Raw genomic sequence first — 16794 nt, 5'->3', positions numbered from 1 at the left:
ACCCGCCTGCCGCAGGATAGTTCGCAGGAGATACTCAGTTCAGGCCAGGACGATAGCCGGGCACCGCTGACTGAAAGTAGGTGTCGGCCTCGCCACCGAAGCCACCCAGGCCCTTGAGCACGAAGCGCAGGAACAGGCCGCGATCCGTGGTGTCATCCTCGATATTGTTGGCCGTGTCCTCGTCCTCGATCCACTCGCGCCAGACGACCTGCACACCATAGCAGCAGTCGTTCCACTGCACACCCGCCATCTGGTCGAGGGCGCGATCATTGGTGTTGTCGTAGAGGACTCGCCCAATGATGTCGAAACGATCCGTGGCCTTGTAGGCAAACGACAGGTCGTATTCTTCCCTGTTGTAGTTACGGATGTCGTCGGCATCGTCCGCGTTGTCGAAGCCTTCCAGCTGCCAGCGGTAGCCAAGGTTGAGCACGTGGCCTGCATCGGCGCGATAGTGCACCCCGAGACCGGTGCTCTCGGTACGGCTCTTTTCATCGTCGTACAGCCACTGCCAGCGGGTGCTCCAGTTGTCGTTGATCGACCAGTTGATCCGTGTCACCCAGGGGGAACGGTCCCGCGTGGCATCGTAATAGTCGAACGACTCTTCGTCTCTGGGCAAGGTATCCGGGTCGCCAGCCATATCGATGTTGCGGTCCTCGAAGTAGGCTGCCTGGCCCACACCGATGGAGAGGCGCTCACGGCCGCTCTGATCTTCCAGGAAGCGACTTTCCACGCCGTAGGACAGTCGGTTCAGGTCACCGAGCCGGTCACCCCCAGAGAAGCGGTAAGGCGACCACAGCTGCCCCCATGAAAACGACAGCTCTTCAGTGTCGAAGTCGGGGAAGTCGCTCTGGTCCCTTTCCGGCACGTAAGCGTAGTTCAGGCGTGGCTCCAGGGTCTGGCGCCAGTCATCACCACCGAAGGCGAAATCACGTTCGAAGATCAGGCCAGCGTCGATGGTGGTGACCGGCGCCGTCAGCGACGGACTCTCGGTGTTATCGGTGATGCGGTCATCGTAGTCGAGGTCATAGCTGGTGTGCTGCAAGGCCACGCGCGGCTCGAAGAAGCCCCAGCTCGGGTCAAAGCGATAGCCCACCGCAGGCGTCAGGTCGAGGCGTGCCCCCTTGACGTCCTCGCGCAGGGGAATGCGCCGAACCGTGTCCTCGTAGTCGTAGAAGCCGTTCTCATCGCCTTCGATATCACGCCAGAAGTAGGTCGCGTTGGAATTCCACTCCTGGTAGAAGCCAAGGTCCTGGGACCAGCGACCGTTGGCCGTGAGGCTAGGCAGACGGTAGAACGGCTTGTCACCTTCGTCGACCGGATCATCAAGCAACTGATAGCCCTGGGCCTTGGCCTGGAGCGACCAGGTGTCACCCAGATAGTCGATCTGGGCCAGGCGAGGCATGTTGCTGGTATCGGCTTCGCCGAAGGTGCGCCCAAAGTCATCGAAATAGCGGCCATCACTGGCGGCCCCATAGCGCAAGCGATACGGAATCCGCGAACTGAACCGACCGTAATGGCTGTAGTCGAAGTACCAGCGCTCGTCCCCGTTCTCGAGCTCGGTGGTCGAATCGTCATCCCCGGCGGACTTGTCGTCGCCGATGTAGGCGCCCTCGACGGTACCCTGGTCCGAGGGAAACAGGTAACGGAACTCACCGCCCAGCAGCAAGCCGCTGTCCTGAATCCAGCGAGGGGTGATGGTGGCGTCATAGTTGGGCGCCAAGTTCAGATAGTAGGGCTGGGCGTAGTCCACGCCGCCGTCGGACACCCCGATGGTGGGCCAGAGAAAACCGCTCTGTCGGCGTTCATCGATCGGGAAGCGTACCCATGGCCAGTAGAACACCGGCACATCGCCGACTTCCAGGCGGGCATGCTTGGCCGTACCAAAGCCCTGATTGCGGTCCAGCAGAATGTCGTTACCGACCAGCCGCCAGGTGCTGTCACCGGGTTCACAGGTGGTAAAGCTGGCTTCTCGCAAGCGGAACACGTTGTCGCTGACGCGCTCCAGCTGAATGGCATCGCCGCGCAGGCGCGCCTCGTGGGCCACATAATGGGCTGAGTCGATGGTCGCCTGATCGCTGTCCAGCGACACCTGGGCGCTGTCTCCACGTACCAGCAGGCCCTTGTCACGCAGGGTCAGGGGACCACTGGCATTGGCCAGGTCGCGCTCCGGTGGCACCTGGACGCGGGTGGCCTCCAGCTGGGTGTCGCCCTTGCGCAGGATAACCTCGCCATCCAGCACGGTATCGCCATCCGTGCCGTAATTGGCGGTGTTGGATTCGCTGTTGACCTGACCATCAATGGCCGGCGCAGGCAGTCGGTAGTCTGGCTCGACATAGTAGCCTCGACACACGGTCCCCGCGGGACGATCATCGCCCCAGGGCTGCCAATCCAGTTGGCCTGCCGGCAGGGAATCAGGGGGAGCCGCCCACAGGGGCGACGACACCAGACTAGTGGTGGCGAGGCCCGCCAGGGCCGTCCATGCGTATCGCTTGGCCATGTTGCACGCTGTCCTCGACGGGGTGAATCGGTATTATACAGGCCGCGGCCGGCCTGTAACGCCGATCTGCTCCAGCAGGAGTTGCGCCACAGCCGCCCATGATCCATGCACAGCATGCGGTGAGGCCAACGGAGCGTCAACCGACTTTGCCAACCGTCGCCCTTCCGCTATCAGGAGTTCTCTCAGCAATGTCCCAGGCCGAATGCCCCAGCCGACTCGAGCAACTGCGCCATTGGGCACACTCCCAGCACCCGCACGACCCTGGCGCAGGCCAACTGGTCCTGGCGGCCGGTGACGCCAGCTTTCGCCGCTACTATCGTCTGACCTTGAACGATGGCCAGACGCGCATACTGATGGACGCGCCCCCGCCTCAGGAAGACGTCGCCCCCTTTGTCGATATCGCCCGTCGCTGGCGCTCCGCGGGACTGCCTGCCCCAGCCATCCATGCTGTCGACCCCCAGCAAGGATTCGTCGAGCTGGAAGATCTCGGCGACGAGCCGCTGCAGCTCGCTCTCGAACACGCCGATTCAGCCGCCACGCGCAGCCACTTCGACGCTGCCATCACCCTGCTCGAGCGACTGCAACAGCTGGCGCCTGACGGGCTACCGCCTTATGACGAGGCGACCCTGGCACGAGAACTGGACCTGTTTCCCGAATGGTGTACCGGTCGATGGCTTGAGCAGGACACCGACATCCCTGGCTGGCAGGCGCTGCGCCATGCCCTGATCCGCGAAGCGCTGGTGCAACCCGTGGTCACGGTGCACCGAGACTTCGATGCCATGAATCTGATGCGCCACGCGGATGCGCTCTGGCTGATCGACTTTCAGGATGCACTCGCGGGCCCCATCACCTATGACCTGATCTCACTTCTGCATGGCCGCTATCGACGCTTCGATGCAGCACAACGCCGACAGTGGTGCGACGGCTTTTGCGACAGGGCCATCGCCGATGGCCGCCTCACTGACAAGGTCGACCACGACACCTTCTGGCGCTGGACCAATGCCATGGCCGCCCAACGCTCGCTCAAGGTGCTGGGTATTTTCTGTCGGCTTACCCTGAGGGACGGGCGTGACGGCTATCTACAGCGTCTGCCGCACTTCCTTGATCACCTTCAGGACAGCTTGGTGGAACTCGAAGGCCTGGAAGGCCAGGCCGACTTCCTGGCATGGACCCAGCAAAGGCTGCGCTCGCAGCTGTCAGACCGGCTGCAAGGAAGCGCATCATGAAAGCCATGATCCTGGCCGCGGGCTTGGGCAAGCGCATGCGTCCGCTGACCGACCACTGCCCCAAACCGCTGCTTCCCGTGGCGGGCGAACCGTTGATCGGCCATCACCTCAAGCGGCTTGCCGCCGTGGGCATTCGCGATGTGGTGATCAATGTCAGCTACCGGGCTGACCAGATCGTGGAGGCGCTCGGCGATGGTGTCGATTACGGCGTATCGATTGCCTTCAGCCATGAGTCACAGCCATTGGAAACCGCCGGAGGCATCGCCAAGGCGCGCCCGCTGCTGGGTGAGGCGCCCTTTCTGCTGATCAGTGCGGATGCCTTCTGCGATATCGACCCCGCCACCCTGTCCTTGGCAGAGGGTGATCTCGCCCATCTGGTGATGGTCGATAATCCGCCGCATCACCCGCAGGGGGATTTTCACCTGACAGCCGCCGGCAGAGTGCAGGCAACGGGAGCGCCACGCCTGACCTATTCGGGCATCGCGCTCATCGATCCGCGACTGGTGAACGAGCTACCCGAGCCCTGTTATCCTGTGGCACCACTGCTTCGTCAGGCCATGGCAAGTGACCGGGTAGCCGGCACCCATCACCATGGCGAATGGGTCGATGTGGGCACACCGGAACGCCTCGAGGCGCTCAATCAGCGCTTGAGCTCCGGCCACCGCTCCAGCCGACCCTAAGATTGTCAATCAGAGGGTTGTCACTCATAGGGTTGTCAACCACAGGGTCGGCCGCAACCGACGACACATGATGTTCCCTGCGCACCTTGACGGTGCGCACCGACAGCAAAACAGAAGGAAGCCCCATGAAAGCCAGCGTCAAATGGACCAGCGGTCGCCAGTTCGTGGCCGAATCCGGTAGCGGCCACAGCGTGGTCATCGACGGTCCGCCCGATCACGGTGGTCGCAACACCGGCCCGCGCCCGATGGAGATGCTGTTGATGGGCATGGGAGCCTGCACCTCATTCGACGTGCTGGAAATCCTCGAGAAATCTCGCGCACCGGTGGAAGACTGCGTGGCCGAGATCGACGCAGAACGTGCCGACAGCGTGCCCTCGGTGTTCACCAAGATTCACGTCCATTTCACCGTGACAGGCAAGGGACTGAAAGAAAAGCAGGTGCAGCGCGCCGTCGAACTGTCCGCCGACAAGTACTGCAGCGCCTCCATCATGCTGGCCAAGGGAGGCGTCGAAGTCACCCACTCGTACAGCATTGTGGAGTCGTGATCCGGCCTACTTTCTCTATCGCGAAAGCGCCCAACGGGCCTTGGTGAGAAGCGATAGAGAAGGGTGCTAGAGCACCAAAGCGCCAACGCATCAGAGCGCAGCAAGAAAACGGCCGCCGAACACGACAATGCCCCGCCTCAAGCGGGGCATTCCGACCACGGCATACAGCCTGATACAGCCTGATAGCACCCCACGACACGCTGCGGAAAACAATGCCCCAGCGAGTGCTGGTGGGAGTTAGAAGCGATAGACGCTCTTGGTCATGACCTTGGACATCAAGGTCATACCGGCCTTTACCGGCCCAGGAAAGCGCGCACCGCCTGCCTCAAGCGCCTGCTGGGCATGATGCGCTTCATCGATTGCCATCTGCCGCAGGACAGCGCGGGAGCGACGATCCCCCTCCGGCAACGTTTCCAGATGCTCGTCCAGATGCTTGCCCACCTGCTCCTCGGTCGCGGCCACGAAACCGAGACTGACACGATCACCAATGGCACCCGCCAATGCTCCCATGCCGAAAGATGCCGCGTAGAACAGCGGGTTGAGCCGACTGGTATCGGCATTCAGCTCGCGCAGGCGATCCTCGCACCAGGCAAGATGGTCGATTTCTTCCTGGGCCGCCTCTTCCATCTGGCCACGCACTTCCGGCAGCTTGGCCGTGAGACCCTGGCCCTGATAGAGAGCCTGAGCACACACTTCACCGGTGTGATTGATCCGCATCAGACCGGCCGCATGGTGGCGATCTTCGTGGCTCATCTCGCCGTCATCAACGCTGCTGTCTGCAGGCGTCGGACGTGAGGCTCGGGCCGCACCCGGCACCAGCGTGCGCAGCACATTATCGAACTGATGAATGGCGCGATCAGCGGGGGAAAGAGAGCGTGGCATACCTGCATCCTTGGGCGGCGGTAGGAAAGTCGAGTCGCTGAGGCACTATTCTACGCCAGCCCGAGCTCTACGCCAGCCCGAGCTCTACGCCAGCCTGAGCTCGACTTAAACCACTGCGCTATCCGCCCAGACATTGGCGGCGCCCCGCGCACGAAGGCGAGCGGCGCAACGAGCGGCGCCGTCCGGGTCATACCCACCGGACGGCGCCATGGAATGCACGGATGCGTCGATCGCTTGAGATGCCGGAAGAGTCTCCGTCAAGCGCCAGCTAGCCAGCCGGCCAAGTGAAGCGTCGACCGCCCATCACGTGCATATGAATATGATAGACCGTCTGTCCGCCGTCTTCATTGCAATTCATGACCACTCTGAAGCCGTCTTCGGCGAAGCCCTGCTCCTTGGCCAGGCGCGAGGCGATGAACGGCAATCTTCCCACTAGCGCAAGGTCATCCTCGCTGATGTCGTTCAAGGTGGCGATATGCTTTTTGGGAATGACCAGCATATGGGTCGGCGCCTTCGGATCGATATCGTTAAAGGCCAGAACCTGGTCATCCTCGTAGACGATATCAGCGGGAATCTCGCGATTGATGATCTTGCAGAACAGGCAATCCATGGCGGGCTCCGTGGGTGCTCATGACAACAGAGATAGAGTGCCGAGGTTACCGGGCATTATCCTCGCTGTCAGTCTTCCTGTGATCGACGGCTGACCCACGCCGTATGGGGATCGTTCCCAGCCCGCTTGCTGTGCAACGTTGAGCTTTGCGCCCAGGGCTCGCACGCGCCTCGCCCATCGTGGTTGCTGCTGTGATACAACCTACACATTCGATACTTCTTTGGAGTACCGCCGCACATGCATCATGCCGCCTTGCTGCTGATACTGCTGGTCCTCGTGACATTCGCGCTGCTGTCACGGCGCATTTCCGCGTCGCTGATCAGCCTGCCCATGGTGTTCATGACCACCGGCATGGTGCTCGGAATGATGACGCCCGACTTGGTCCCGGTGCACATCCAGCAGGAGCTGACCCAGGTGATCGCCGAGATCACGCTGATCATTGTGCTGTTTGCCGACGCATCGGTGGTCAAGCTGAAGTCGCTGCGCAAGGATCTGTCGATTCCCCTGCGCATGCTGTTGATCGGCATGCCTCTGACCGTGCTGCTGGGTACCCTGATGGCAAAGTGGGTATCCCCCGAGGCCGCCTGGGCCACCGCCATGCTGGTCGCTGCCATCCTCACTCCCACTGACGCCGCGCTGGGCCAGGCGGTCGTGTCGAGCCCCAGCGTGCCTGAGCGCATTCGGCAATCGATCAATGTCGAAAGCGGACTCAACGATGGCCTGGCGGTGCCGGTCATTCTGGCATCTGCCCTGATGGCAGCAGCGGCCACCGGGACAGACGTCGCCCATGCGCCAGACAACCTGCTGACCTTTGCCCTGCTGCAGCTGACGCTGGGCCCCCTGGTCGGCGTCCTCTTCGGCTGGGGGTTCGCGCGCCTGCTCGACGCGGCCATTGATCGGGGAACCGTCACCGTGGTCTACCAGGGCATTCTGTTTCTGGCGGTGGCGTTCCTGACCTACCTGACCGCTGAATCCGTGGGAGGCAACGGGTTTATCGCCGTGTTCCTGGGTGGACTGACCTTCGGCAACCTGCTGCGCCACGAGACCACCTTCATCGAAGAGTTCATGGAAAGTGAGGGGCAACTGCTGACCATCGCCACCTTCCTGATCTTTGGTGCGGTGATGGTACCGCTGGCGTTCTCTCACGCCTCGTGGAAGACCGTGACACTGGCCCTGATGTACCTGACGGTCATCCGCATGCTGCCCATCTGGGTGTCGTTGACGGGTCTGGGGCTGTCGACCTATGAGAAGACCTTCCTCGGCTGGTTCGGCCCCAGGGGACTCGCCAGCATTCTGTTCGCCTTGCACGTCTACACCGAGTACCCAATTCCCGGCAGCAACGAAATCCTGGCCTGCGTGGTGTTGACGGTGATGATCTCGGTGGTGCTGCATGGCGTCAGCGCACAACCCATGGCGAAACGCTTTGCCAGGGGACGTGCTGCGAGCTCTCCAACGTCGGAGAAACCACATTGAGAGCGGCGGTGAGAGCGGCGGCCGTCAACGCATCCCCTCTCCCCCCCCAGAGGGTGCCCTGACACATCTCGCCTGCTGGCGACGGAGGTCATGACAGCCGGTCTGACTCACTGCTGTCCGGCGACGCGCTCAAGGGTGCTATCGAGCAGGTCGAACACCTCGGGGCTGGTACACTGGGCGACGTTGAAGCGAAGATAGCGACTGGCCTTGCCATCAGCACTGAAGACCTCTCCAGGCGCCAGCACCAGGCCCACGTTCAGGGCTTCCCGCGCGACCTCCTTGGCCAACAGTCCGCTGGGCAGGCTCGCCCAGACAAACATCCCACCCGCTGGCTCGATCCACGGCTCAAGGCCTGACGACCTGAGCCGCAGGTTGACTCGCCCCATGGCGTCGCCCAGGCGCGCCCTGAGCAGGTTGAGGTGGCGTCGGTACGCCCCTTCTCTGACCAACTGCAGCACCAACTCCGCAGACAGAGCGCTGGCACCAAAGGAGGTGGCAAGCTTGAGGTCCACGAGTTCTTCGATCCACTCGCCGCGTGCCGCGATGTAACCGCAGCGCACCGAGGCCGACAGGGTCTTGGAAAAACTGCCCACCTGAAGCACCCGGTCCAGTCCATCCAGCGCCGCCAGCCGAGGCGCCTGCTGAATGTCGAAGTCGGCAAAGATATCGTCTTCGATGATCAACAGATCATGCTGTTCGGCCAGGCGCAGGACGCGATGGGCCACCGCCAGCGTAAGGCCGGCGCCAGTGGGGTTATGCAGCCCGGAGTTGGTGATATAAAGACGTGGTCGGTGCTGCTCGAGGGCGTGGCCAAGGTGGACCAGATCTGGCCCCGACGGGGTGAAGGGAACTCCGATCACGGTGACGCGATGGGCCCGCAGCATGGCATGAAAGTTGAAGTAGCAGGGATCATCCACCACCACACAGTCACCCGGCTCCAGCAAGAAACGACAGAGCAGGTCAATCGCTTGAGTGCCCGACTCCGCCAGCATGATCTGCTGTGGTGACGCCTCCACCCCGCGTTCCGCCAGGCGGCGCGATAGCACCTGCCGCAACGCCCCCAGGCCTTGCGGCGGCGCATAGTCGGTCAGCGTCTGCAGGGCGCAGGAGCGGCGAGCCAGCTGCCTCAAGCCTCGCCGTATATCGTCATGCGGCATCCATTCTGCCGGCAGCCAGCCACAGCCTGGCCGCCAGCGGGCTTGATCGCTTTCGAGCGCTTGTCGGGTCAGCCACAGCGGGTCGACTTCACGGGCACGGGGAGGACCGAGCTCGGCCAGGGAGAGAGGTGGAAGACGATCCCCCACGAAGAATCCCGCCCCGGGACGAGAGTGAATGGCGCCCTCGCTGACCAGTCGGTCGTAGGCGTCGACCACGGTAGAACGCGAAATCGACAGCGACTCAGCCAACGCTCTGATCGATGGCAGTCGAGCTCCTGGAGCCAGCTGACGCTGCGCCATCCGCCGATGCACCAGGGCCACCACTTGCTCTACCAGAGGAACGGCCGACCGGCGGTCAATATCGGACAGGTGCATCCTTCCCCCTCGACATAGCAAGATGAGTAGTGCAGACCAACGCCATCGGATCGATCCTCTGGGCGATCATTTCAGTCGACACGGCGGCGCACTGTATTGGTCACCGCACCATAACAGTTTTCCCAAACTGTACTGAACTGTATCTCGATACCGCCGACGCTCCAGCCCAACCTAAGCAGATCATTTCGGCACGGAGCCTCACGCATGTCTTCCCCCCACCTTGGATGGGCCTACGGCTTTCTTGGAATGGCCATCTTCAGCGGCTCGCTGCCGGCAACGCGCATCGCCGTCGGAGCCTTCGATCCCCTGTTCCTGACCTTCGCCAGGGCTAGCATCGCCGGTGCGGTAGCGCTGATGCTGCTGCTCTGCTTCGGCGGACGTCGCCCAGCACTTGGCGAGCTGGCCTCGCTCGCGCTGATCTCGGGCTGCGTGGTGGTCGGGTTTCCGCTGTTGACCGCGCTGGCTCTCGAACAGGTCAACGCCGCCCACTCTCTGGTCTTCATCGGCCTGCTGCCGATGGCCACTGCCCTGTTCGGTGTGCTGCGCGCAGGCGATAGGCCACGCCCGGTGTTCTGGCTGTTTTCCCTCTGCGGCGGCGGCGTCATTACCCTGTTTGCCCTGAGCCAGCATGGCTATGGCAACGGGACGGGAGATCTGCTCATGGTAGGCGCTGTACTGGTCTGCGGGCTTGGCTATGCAGAAGGCGCACGTCTATCGAGACGTCTGTCTGGCTGGCGCGTCATTTGCTGGGCGCTGGTTCTCGCACTTCCCGTCATGCTGGCGCTGACAGGACTGTCTCGCCCGTCATCCTTTGCGAATATCGACATCGCTGCCTGGGGGGCCATGGGCTATGTGTCGCTGTTCAGCATGCTGATTGGCTTTGTCTTCTGGTACCAGGGGCTGGCCCAGGGTGGCGTCGCCGCCGTCGGACAGTTGCAGCTGCTGCAACCCTTTCTGGGACTGGGGCTAGCCGCCTGGTGGCTGCACGAAAGCATCAGCCTGATGATGCTGGTCACCTGTGCCATCGTGGTGCTGTGTGTCGCGGGGGCCAAGCGCTACGCGGCCCCCGTGGCGGCACGATGAGCGCCGTGGTGAGGTGATTCAGCGAAAGCGACGCTGCGCCAGCAAATGGCGTACCAGTGGCCCCAGGATCAACTCCATCGCCAGAGACAAGCGCGAACCGGGCACGACCAGGGTATGGGGGCGACTCATGAAGGCATCTTGAATCATCGCCAACAGATAGGGAAAGTCCACCGTGGCGGGATCACGAAAGCGGATCACCACGAAGGACTCGGCATCGGTAGGAATGTCCTGCACCTCGAAGGGGTTCGAGGTATCCACCGTGGGCACCCGCTGAAAGTTGATATGGGTGCGCGAGAACTGGGGCAGAATATAGCGAACGTAGTCGTCCATGCGCCCAAGAATGGTGTCGATGACCGCTTCCTGGGTGTATCCCCGAGCATGCATGTCCCGATCAATCTTCTGAATCCACTCAAGGTTCATGGTCGGGGCAACGCCTACCAGCAGGTCGACATGCCGAGCGATATCCACCTCACTGGTCACCAGACCACCATGCAGGCCTTCATAGAACAGCAGGTCGGTGCCCGTCGGTAGCGGCTGCCACTCGGTAAAGGTGCCGACCTGATAGCCAGCCTCGATCATCTTCTTGTCTTCGGCATGGATGTAATGGCGGAATGTACCCGAGCCACTATCCCCGTACTCCTGAAACAGCGTTTCCAGACGATCGAGCAAGTTGGCTTCGACGGCAAAGTGGGACAGCTCATCCTTGCGCTCGGGCTCCTCGCGGAAGATTCGCGCCAGCTCCTGCCGGGTATAGCGATGAAAGGCATCACCGTCGACGAAGGCCGCATGCACGTCTTCGCGCGCAAACATGCGTTCAAAGGTCCTCTTGACGGTCGTGGTACCCGCCCCGGATGAACCGGTGACCGCGATGACCGGATACTCCCTCGACATCAGCGCACCCTCTCCAGCGCAGCATGCACAGCATCGGGCACCGCCACCGGACGAGCCCCCTGGGGATCCACCACCATCAAGTTGATGCGGGCGGTCGCCACAATGCGCTCGTCACGCTCTCGGCGAATCCGGTGGTAGACCGTGATGGCCTTGCGTCCCGGCACCGGAATCGCCGTGTCGATAACCAGGGCATCCGGCCAATGGGCTTCCGCCTGATACTGGATGGCCAAGTCCGCCGCCACGCTGGGGTAGCCCCCCAGGTCGCCCTCGTGCAGACCAAGTTCGGCCAGGGCGGCTGCCCTGGCCTCGTGCATCAGCGAAATCACCGCATCATGGCCAAGATGTTGGCCGTAGTTCATGTCGGTGATGCGCACCGTCAGCGGGTGGCGATGCACGATCGACTGCTCGGGGAAGTCGAGTTTCACACGTTCCATGCTCGCTCCTTGGAAATTGTTATTGGCCTGGCCACGGGGCGAGTCGGGCATGTTGCCCCATCAGCCCTGGCGAGCCATGGCGCGGTGGGCAATATCGGTTCGCCAGAACGCCCCATCGAATCCGACGCGATCCACGCCGCGGTAGGCAAGCTCGCGCGCAGCCGCAAGGTCATCACCCAGCGCCGTCACGCACAGCACCCGCCCGCCAGACGTTACCACCTGACCGTCGCTGTCTGCGGTACCCGCGTGGAAAACCTTGAGCCCCAGCGCCTCGGCCTCATCACAGCCAGTAATCGCATCGCCCTTGCGGTAGCCTGCCGGATAGCCCTCGGCGGCCATGACCACACCAATGGCAGGACGCGGGTCCCACTGACACTCATGACCGTCAAGGCGTCCCGTGGCACCCGCCAGGCACAGCTCGGCCAGGTCACTGTTGAGGCGCATCATGATCGGCTGTGTCTCAGGATCACCGAAACGGCAGTTGTATTCGATGACCTTGGGTTCACCGGCTTCGCTGATCATCAGACCTGCATACAAGAACCCGGTGTAAGGGTGCCCTTCTGCGGCCATGCCTTGCACCGTAGGACGAATGACCTCATCCATGATGCGCGCATAGACCTCATCGGTGACCACCGGTGCGGGGGAGTAAGCCCCCATGCCGCCAGTGTTGGGGCCAGTATCCCCATTGCCAACCCGCTTGTGGTCCTGACTGGTGGCCATGGGCACGATGGCGTCGCCATCCACCATCACGATAAAGCTGGCTTCCTCGCCTTCGAGAAACTCCTCGATCACCACCCGTGCACCAGCGTCGCCAAAGGCGTTGGCTTCCAGCATATCGCGGATGGCGGCCTCGGCTTCTGCCTCGCTCATGGCCACGATGACGCCCTTGCCGGCCGCCAGCCCGTCGGCCTTGATCACGATAGGAGCGCCCTGCTCTCGCAGATAGGTCAGGGCCGGCTCGACCTCGGTAAAGGTACTGTAGGCGGCGGTGGGAATGGCGTGGCGTGCCAGAAAGTCCTTGGTGAAGGACTTCGACCCCTCGAGCTGGGCAGCGCCCTGGGTCGGGCCAAAAATCGCCAGCCCTGCCGCGCGGAAGCGATCGACGACGCCCTCCACCAGCGGTGCTTCGGGGCCTACGATGGTGAGATCAATGCCTTCGCCTTGGGCAAAGGCAACCAGGCCATCAAGATCAGCCACGCCGATATCGACGTTGGTCAGGCCTGCCTCGCGGGCGGTACCCGCATTACCTGGCGCGACGAATACCGCAGAAACGCTGGCCGACTGAGCCACTTTCCAGGCCAGCGCGTGTTCGCGGCCACCGCCGCCGATGATCAGGACCTTCATCCGCTCAACCACCTATCATGTACCAAATGAGGCGGCATTATGGCAGAAAAAGGCCCGGCCCGCGCGATAACGTGCGGCACTGCCGCCCCCCCCGCTGGACGACTCAGGACGATCGTTCGTCGTCATCCGAACGGGTGGTACCTCCTTGACTGATGGTGTTCTGCCAGAAGCGCATATTCTCTTCCGCCAACTCCCGCATCAGCTCCATCGGGGAATGGCGCATGGCCTGCTGCCACTGATCCTGCATCTTCTTCTGCTGTTCCATCATCAGCCGCGTGCCCTGTTCCAGATAGCGCGCCAGCGGCAGCGGCTGGGACATGGCGTACACCCGAATCAGCTGCTGCAGCAGGTCATTGGAGAAGACCTCGGCGTCGCTGTCAGCCTGTTCCTGTTCGATGATGATCGACAACAGAATGGTACGTGTCAGGTCTTCGCCACTCTTGGCGTCCTCGACACGGAAGGGCACTTCTTCGAGAATCAGACTGCGCAGATCCTCGAGGGTCACATAGCGGCTCTGTTCGGTATCATAGAGCCGGCGATTGGCATACTTGCGAATCACACGCACGGCGCTGCTCCTTACATTCTGTGGGAAGCCACCTGACCGCCATCACGGTCATTCGGCTTCGTTCGCATCCATTTTGCACCGCGACACCGCCCTTGCAAGACAAACCGGCATTCGAGGCTCCATGAACCTGATTCTTCTCACCCAGGACGACGTCAATGACTCACGGCTAGCCAGGGTCCGCGACCCCAGACGCCTGGCACACCTGCGTCAGGTTCACCGCGCCCAGCAAGGTGACGTCATGACCCTCGGGATAGAGAATGGCCCGCTTGGTCGTGGAACGCTGCTTTCGTTGGACGAAGATGAAGCTTGCTTCGACGTATCAGGCCTGGACCAGGCACCTCCCGAGGCGCTGCCGGTGCATCTGGTGCTGGCCCTGCCTCGCCCACGCATGCTGGCAAGAAGCATAGAGCATGCCACTGCGCTGGGGGTGAAGCACATCACGCTGCTGCATAGCCGGCGCGTGGAAAAAAGCTACTGGCAGTCGCCGGAACTCGATCCGGCTAAGATTCACCAGCACCTGGTGCTGGGATTGGAGCAAGCGCGTGATACTCGCATGCCCACGGTGGATACGGCGCGCGGCTTCCGTCCGTTTGTCGAGGACCGGCTACCGACTCTGCTGGAGGGGCGGCGCGGCCTGTTGGCTCATCCAGGCATGCCGCAGGCATGCCCTCGAGGCATCGATGATTCGGTGGTGCTGTTGATTGGCCCCGAAGGAGGTTTCATCGACTGGGAGGTGGAGCAAATGCTGGCCGCCGGATGTGAGGGCATTCACCTGGGACAACGCATCCTCAGGGTGGAAACCGCCGTGACTGCCCTGCTGGCGCGACTGTTCTAGTGGGCCGGCCCAGGTGTGAGCACACCCTGAGCCACCACCACTGACGCCGGAATGACGGACCCTGGCAAAGCACACAGGCATGGCAGCGGCAGCCGCCATGCCGTGACGTACTGACCAGCAGACGGCGATCATTCAGCGTCCTGGTCCTCTGCGCCCTGGTCGTCGGTCTCTTCGGCCCTGCGATTGGTGCCGAACTCCCCTTCCCCATCGTGCTCGATCACCGGTGAATTCTCGTCACAGGTCGGCGCGATCAGGAAGGTTTCTCGCACATCGAGAAGGCCGAGCTCACCGATGGTGCGACGTCCCAGCAGCATCGGATAGTTCATTTCCTCGCGATTGCGCAGGCTGAACTGCTCTTCGTGAATGGTATCGCCCATGCACACCTTCATCAGCACGACCAGACGTTCGTCCCGGCCGCCGGCCCCACGTACCGTCATGTCACGATACAAAGGCCGCTCGAGCTCCTTCTTGAAGGTCTCGCCTGTCTCTTCATCTTCCAGCTCGAGCGCAAACCGTACCCAAGGCTCACCGTCCTTGTCGAAACGCTCGATATCTCGCGCATCCAGCGAGGATGTCAGCGCACCGCTGTCCAGCTTGGCCTTGACCTCCACGTCCCAGGGCTCCAGCGTCGCCTTCTCCACCCAACCAAAGACATCGGGTCCGTCATCAGCCAGGGCGGCGTTCATCGGCATCAAGGTCAACGGTAGCGCTGCCAGCGCCACGGCACGTATCCGGCTGACACACCAGCGTTCAAGCGGTTCCTTCATCCTGCAATTCTCCCTGTGATGCGGCGCTGTCAGCCAGCGCCAATGTGCCGGGTGCCCAAACCGTCGCTTGGGCACGTCTGAAGAGGATCAGCGATTCAGCTGTTCGAGCAGGCGCAGGGTGGCAAAGCCATCCGGAACCAGCCCCTGATCACGCTGCCAGGCTCGCAGACCCGCGCGAGTATTGGGACCCATGATGCCGTCAGGGGTTCCCACCCCGTACCCCAGAGCCTGCAGCCGTGCCTGCAGCTGGCGCACTTGGGTGCGACTCAGGGGCTGCTCGTCCCTCGGCCATCCTCCCTGAATGCCAGGCCGGCCTGCGATGCGCTCGCTGAGTGAGGCAACCGCAAGGGCATAGCTGGTGGCATTGTTGTAGCGAAGGATGGCACGGAAATTGGGACCCACCAGGAAGGCCGGGCCGCGGGCACCCGCGGGGGTAATCACCGAGGCCTCGGCAAAGGCAGGCAACTCGCCACCACCGAACCGGCGCACCCCTTGCTGGCCCCACTCAGCGGCACTCTTGCGGGTGTCGAGCTCAGTCTGGGCGTAGTCGAAGCCAGCAGGCAGCTCGACCTCCACGCCCCAGGGCTGGCCGGGCTGCCATCCGGCACGATTCAGATAGTTGGCGGTAGACGCCATGACGTCTGGAATGCTGGCCCAGATATCCCGGCGACCGTCCCCATCGCCGTCCTTGGCATAGGACACAAAGCTCGACGGGATAAACTGCGTATGTCCCATGGCTCCCGCCCAGGACCCTTTCATGCGCTGGGGCGTGATATCCCCGGCCTGGATGATCTTCAGCGCGGCCAGCAGCTCCCCGCGGGCAAAGTCTCGACGGCGACCGTCGTAAGCCAGTGTGGCCAACGCTTCCAGAGTGGAGAAATCACCAAAATTCTGGCCGTAGTTGCTTTCTATGCCCCAGATAGCCGTCAGCACTTCCACCGGCACGCCATAGCTTGACTGGGCACGATCCGCTGCACTGCGGTTGGCTGCCAACTTGTCACGCCCTTGGGTCACCCGCGCGTTTGACACGGCGGTATCAAGATATTGCCAGACCGGACGCACGAACTCGGGCTGCGAGCCGTCGAGCTCAATCACCCTGGGACGGTAACGCACGCCATCCAGGGCGCGCGCCAGGGTGTCTTCGCTGATACCTTCACTACGAGCCTGGCGACGGAAGTCGGCGAGCCACTGGTCGAAGGTACGACCGTCATGATCGTCAGCACTGGCGTCCTTGGCGGCGGGCGTTGCCGCGTCGCTGTCAGAGCTGGCACTCTCTGTCTCGGAGGCAGCAGGGCTGGCAGGTCCACTCTCTGGGGCGGCAGACGTCGTCTGGCAGCCGACCAAGGCGATAAGAAGAAAGGCGGGAAGCAGTCGCGTCGACATGTTGAAGGCAATCCTTGGCAATCAATGTGCAGGCATGATGACCCACT

The 16794-nt window shown here is 62.5% G+C and carries 16 protein-coding genes; 6 read left to right on the top strand and 10 right to left on the bottom strand.

Annotated elements, in window-relative coordinates:
- Positions 1–34 precede the first annotated feature (34 nt).
- Positions 35–2497, bottom strand: coding sequence for an LPS-assembly protein LptD (locus KUV86_RS11200; protein WP_206941341.1), 2463 nt, complete (start codon positions 2495–2497; stop codon positions 35–37).
- Positions 2498–2685: 188 nt separating this feature from the next.
- On the opposite strand from KUV86_RS11200, the gene KUV86_RS11195 reads away from it, so the two are divergent.
- From KUV86_RS11195 to KUV86_RS11185, 3 genes are all read left to right on the top strand, one after another.
- A complete protein-coding gene (locus KUV86_RS11195; protein WP_222484178.1) occupies positions 2686–3723 on the top strand; it encodes an aminoglycoside phosphotransferase family protein in 1038 nt (345 codons plus the stop codon).
- Positions 3720–4403 (top strand): N-acetylmuramate alpha-1-phosphate uridylyltransferase MurU, encoded by a 684-nt coding sequence (gene murU / locus KUV86_RS11190; RefSeq protein ID WP_206941345.1) that lies wholly within the window; start codon positions 3720–3722, stop codon positions 4401–4403. Before KUV86_RS11195 ends, murU begins: the two co-directional genes overlap by 4 nt.
- A 125-nt stretch (positions 4404–4528) precedes the next feature.
- Positions 4529–4948 (top strand): OsmC family protein, encoded by a 420-nt coding sequence (locus KUV86_RS11185; protein WP_206941347.1) that lies wholly within the window; start codon positions 4529–4531, stop codon positions 4946–4948.
- A 237-nt stretch (positions 4949–5185) separates the two neighbouring features.
- On the opposite strand, the gene coq7 is transcribed toward KUV86_RS11185, so the two are convergent.
- Entirely contained in the window at positions 5186–5830 is a 645-nt protein-coding gene (gene coq7, locus KUV86_RS11180) for a 2-polyprenyl-3-methyl-6-methoxy-1,4-benzoquinone monooxygenase (protein WP_206941349.1), read from the bottom strand.
- 268 nt (positions 5831–6098) lie between these two features.
- Positions 6099–6440, bottom strand: coding sequence for a histidine triad nucleotide-binding protein (locus KUV86_RS11175; protein ID WP_206941351.1), 342 nt, complete (start codon positions 6438–6440; stop codon positions 6099–6101).
- Between the two features lie 237 nt (positions 6441–6677).
- On the opposite strand from KUV86_RS11175, the gene KUV86_RS11170 reads away from it, so the two are divergent.
- Complete coding sequence (locus tag KUV86_RS11170) at positions 6678–7913, top strand: cation:proton antiporter (RefSeq protein ID WP_222484796.1); 1236 nt, start codon at positions 6678–6680, stop codon at positions 7911–7913.
- A gap of 107 nt (positions 7914–8020) precedes the next feature.
- On the opposite strand, the gene KUV86_RS11165 is transcribed toward KUV86_RS11170, so the two are convergent.
- Positions 8021–9445, bottom strand: a complete 1425-nt coding sequence (locus KUV86_RS11165) for a PLP-dependent aminotransferase family protein (protein ID WP_222484795.1) — start codon at positions 9443–9445, stop codon at positions 8021–8023.
- A gap of 204 nt (positions 9446–9649) precedes the next feature.
- Here KUV86_RS11165 and KUV86_RS11160 point away from each other — a divergent pair, with 204 nt between their 5' ends.
- Positions 9650–10528 (top strand): DMT family transporter, encoded by an 879-nt coding sequence (locus KUV86_RS11160; RefSeq protein ID WP_222484794.1) that lies wholly within the window; start codon positions 9650–9652, stop codon positions 10526–10528.
- An 18-nt stretch (positions 10529–10546) separates the two neighbouring features.
- On the opposite strand, the gene KUV86_RS11155 is transcribed toward KUV86_RS11160, so the two are convergent.
- The 4 genes from KUV86_RS11155 to phaR all read right to left on the bottom strand — a co-directional run bounded on the left by KUV86_RS11155 (position 10547) and on the right by phaR (position 13762).
- The gene (locus tag KUV86_RS11155; protein ID WP_206941357.1) at positions 10547–11419 is read right to left on the bottom strand and encodes a phosphoribulokinase; all 873 of its coding nucleotides are present in this window, start codon (positions 11417–11419) and stop codon (positions 10547–10549) included.
- On the bottom strand, positions 11419–11853 hold the full coding sequence (locus KUV86_RS11150; RefSeq protein WP_222484793.1) for an acyl-CoA thioesterase: 435 nt from the start codon (positions 11851–11853) through the stop codon (positions 11419–11421). The genes KUV86_RS11155 and KUV86_RS11150 overlap by 1 nt, the downstream gene beginning before the upstream one ends.
- 60 nt (positions 11854–11913) lie before the next feature.
- On the bottom strand, positions 11914–13197 hold the full coding sequence (purD, locus tag KUV86_RS11145; RefSeq protein ID WP_222484194.1) for a phosphoribosylamine--glycine ligase: 1284 nt from the start codon (positions 13195–13197) through the stop codon (positions 11914–11916).
- A gap of 103 nt (positions 13198–13300) precedes the next feature.
- Positions 13301–13762 carry a polyhydroxyalkanoate synthesis repressor PhaR gene (gene phaR / locus KUV86_RS11140; protein ID WP_206941360.1) on the bottom strand — a complete coding sequence of 154 codons (462 nt, stop codon included), beginning with the start codon at positions 13760–13762 and terminating at the stop codon, positions 13301–13303.
- Between the two features lie 121 nt (positions 13763–13883).
- Between phaR and KUV86_RS11135 the strand changes: the two genes are divergently transcribed.
- Positions 13884–14597 carry a 16S rRNA (uracil(1498)-N(3))-methyltransferase gene (locus KUV86_RS11135; RefSeq protein ID WP_222484792.1) on the top strand — a complete coding sequence of 238 codons (714 nt, stop codon included), beginning with the start codon at positions 13884–13886 and terminating at the stop codon, positions 14595–14597.
- 128 nt (positions 14598–14725) lie between these two features.
- On the opposite strand, the gene KUV86_RS11130 is transcribed toward KUV86_RS11135, so the two are convergent.
- Positions 14726–15364, bottom strand: a complete 639-nt coding sequence (locus KUV86_RS11130) for an ATP-dependent zinc protease (protein WP_409996346.1) — start codon at positions 15362–15364, stop codon at positions 14726–14728.
- An 87-nt stretch (positions 15365–15451) separates the two neighbouring features.
- The gene (locus KUV86_RS11125) at positions 15452–16747 is read right to left on the bottom strand and encodes a lytic murein transglycosylase (RefSeq protein WP_222484197.1); all 1296 of its coding nucleotides are present in this window, start codon (positions 16745–16747) and stop codon (positions 15452–15454) included.
- Positions 16748–16794 lie beyond the last annotated feature (47 nt).

Source organism: Halomonas sp. DP8Y7-3, from assembly GCF_019801675.1.
GTDB classification, from domain to species: Bacteria; Pseudomonadota; Gammaproteobacteria; order Pseudomonadales; family Halomonadaceae; genus Halomonas; species Halomonas litopenaei_A.
This window is presented reverse-complemented; position numbering and strand designations above follow the sequence as displayed.

Coding starts and splice junctions, on each gene's coding strand:
- KUV86_RS11195 (WP_222484178.1), top strand. CDS start 2,686: ATGTCCCAGGCCGAATGCCCCAGCCGACTCGAGCAACTGCGCCATTGG.
- KUV86_RS11175 (WP_206941351.1), bottom strand. CDS start 6,440: ATGGATTGCCTGTTCTGCAAGATCATCAATCGCGAGATTCCCGCTGAT.
- KUV86_RS11200 (WP_206941341.1), bottom strand. CDS start 2,497: ATGGCCAAGCGATACGCATGGACGGCCCTGGCGGGCCTCGCCACCACT.
- purD (WP_222484194.1), bottom strand. CDS start 13,197: ATGAAGGTCCTGATCATCGGCGGCGGTGGCCGCGAACACGCGCTGGCC.
- KUV86_RS11160 (WP_222484794.1), top strand. CDS start 9,650: ATGTCTTCCCCCCACCTTGGATGGGCCTACGGCTTTCTTGGAATGGCC.
- KUV86_RS11185 (WP_206941347.1), top strand. CDS start 4,529: ATGAAAGCCAGCGTCAAATGGACCAGCGGTCGCCAGTTCGTGGCCGAA.
- KUV86_RS11170 (WP_222484796.1), top strand. CDS start 6,678: ATGCATCATGCCGCCTTGCTGCTGATACTGCTGGTCCTCGTGACATTC.
- KUV86_RS11125 (WP_222484197.1), bottom strand. CDS start 16,747: ATGTCGACGCGACTGCTTCCCGCCTTTCTTCTTATCGCCTTGGTCGGC.
- KUV86_RS11155 (WP_206941357.1), bottom strand. CDS start 11,419: ATGTCGAGGGAGTATCCGGTCATCGCGGTCACCGGTTCATCCGGGGCG.
- coq7 (WP_206941349.1), bottom strand. CDS start 5,830: ATGCCACGCTCTCTTTCCCCCGCTGATCGCGCCATTCATCAGTTCGAT.
- KUV86_RS11150 (WP_222484793.1), bottom strand. CDS start 11,853: ATGGAACGTGTGAAACTCGACTTCCCCGAGCAGTCGATCGTGCATCGC.
- KUV86_RS11165 (WP_222484795.1), bottom strand. CDS start 9,445: ATGCACCTGTCCGATATTGACCGCCGGTCGGCCGTTCCTCTGGTAGAG.
- KUV86_RS11135 (WP_222484792.1), top strand. CDS start 13,884: ATGAACCTGATTCTTCTCACCCAGGACGACGTCAATGACTCACGGCTA.
- KUV86_RS11130 (WP_409996346.1), bottom strand. CDS start 15,364: ATGAAGGAACCGCTTGAACGCTGGTGTGTCAGCCGGATACGTGCCGTG.
- murU (WP_206941345.1), top strand. CDS start 3,720: ATGAAAGCCATGATCCTGGCCGCGGGCTTGGGCAAGCGCATGCGTCCG.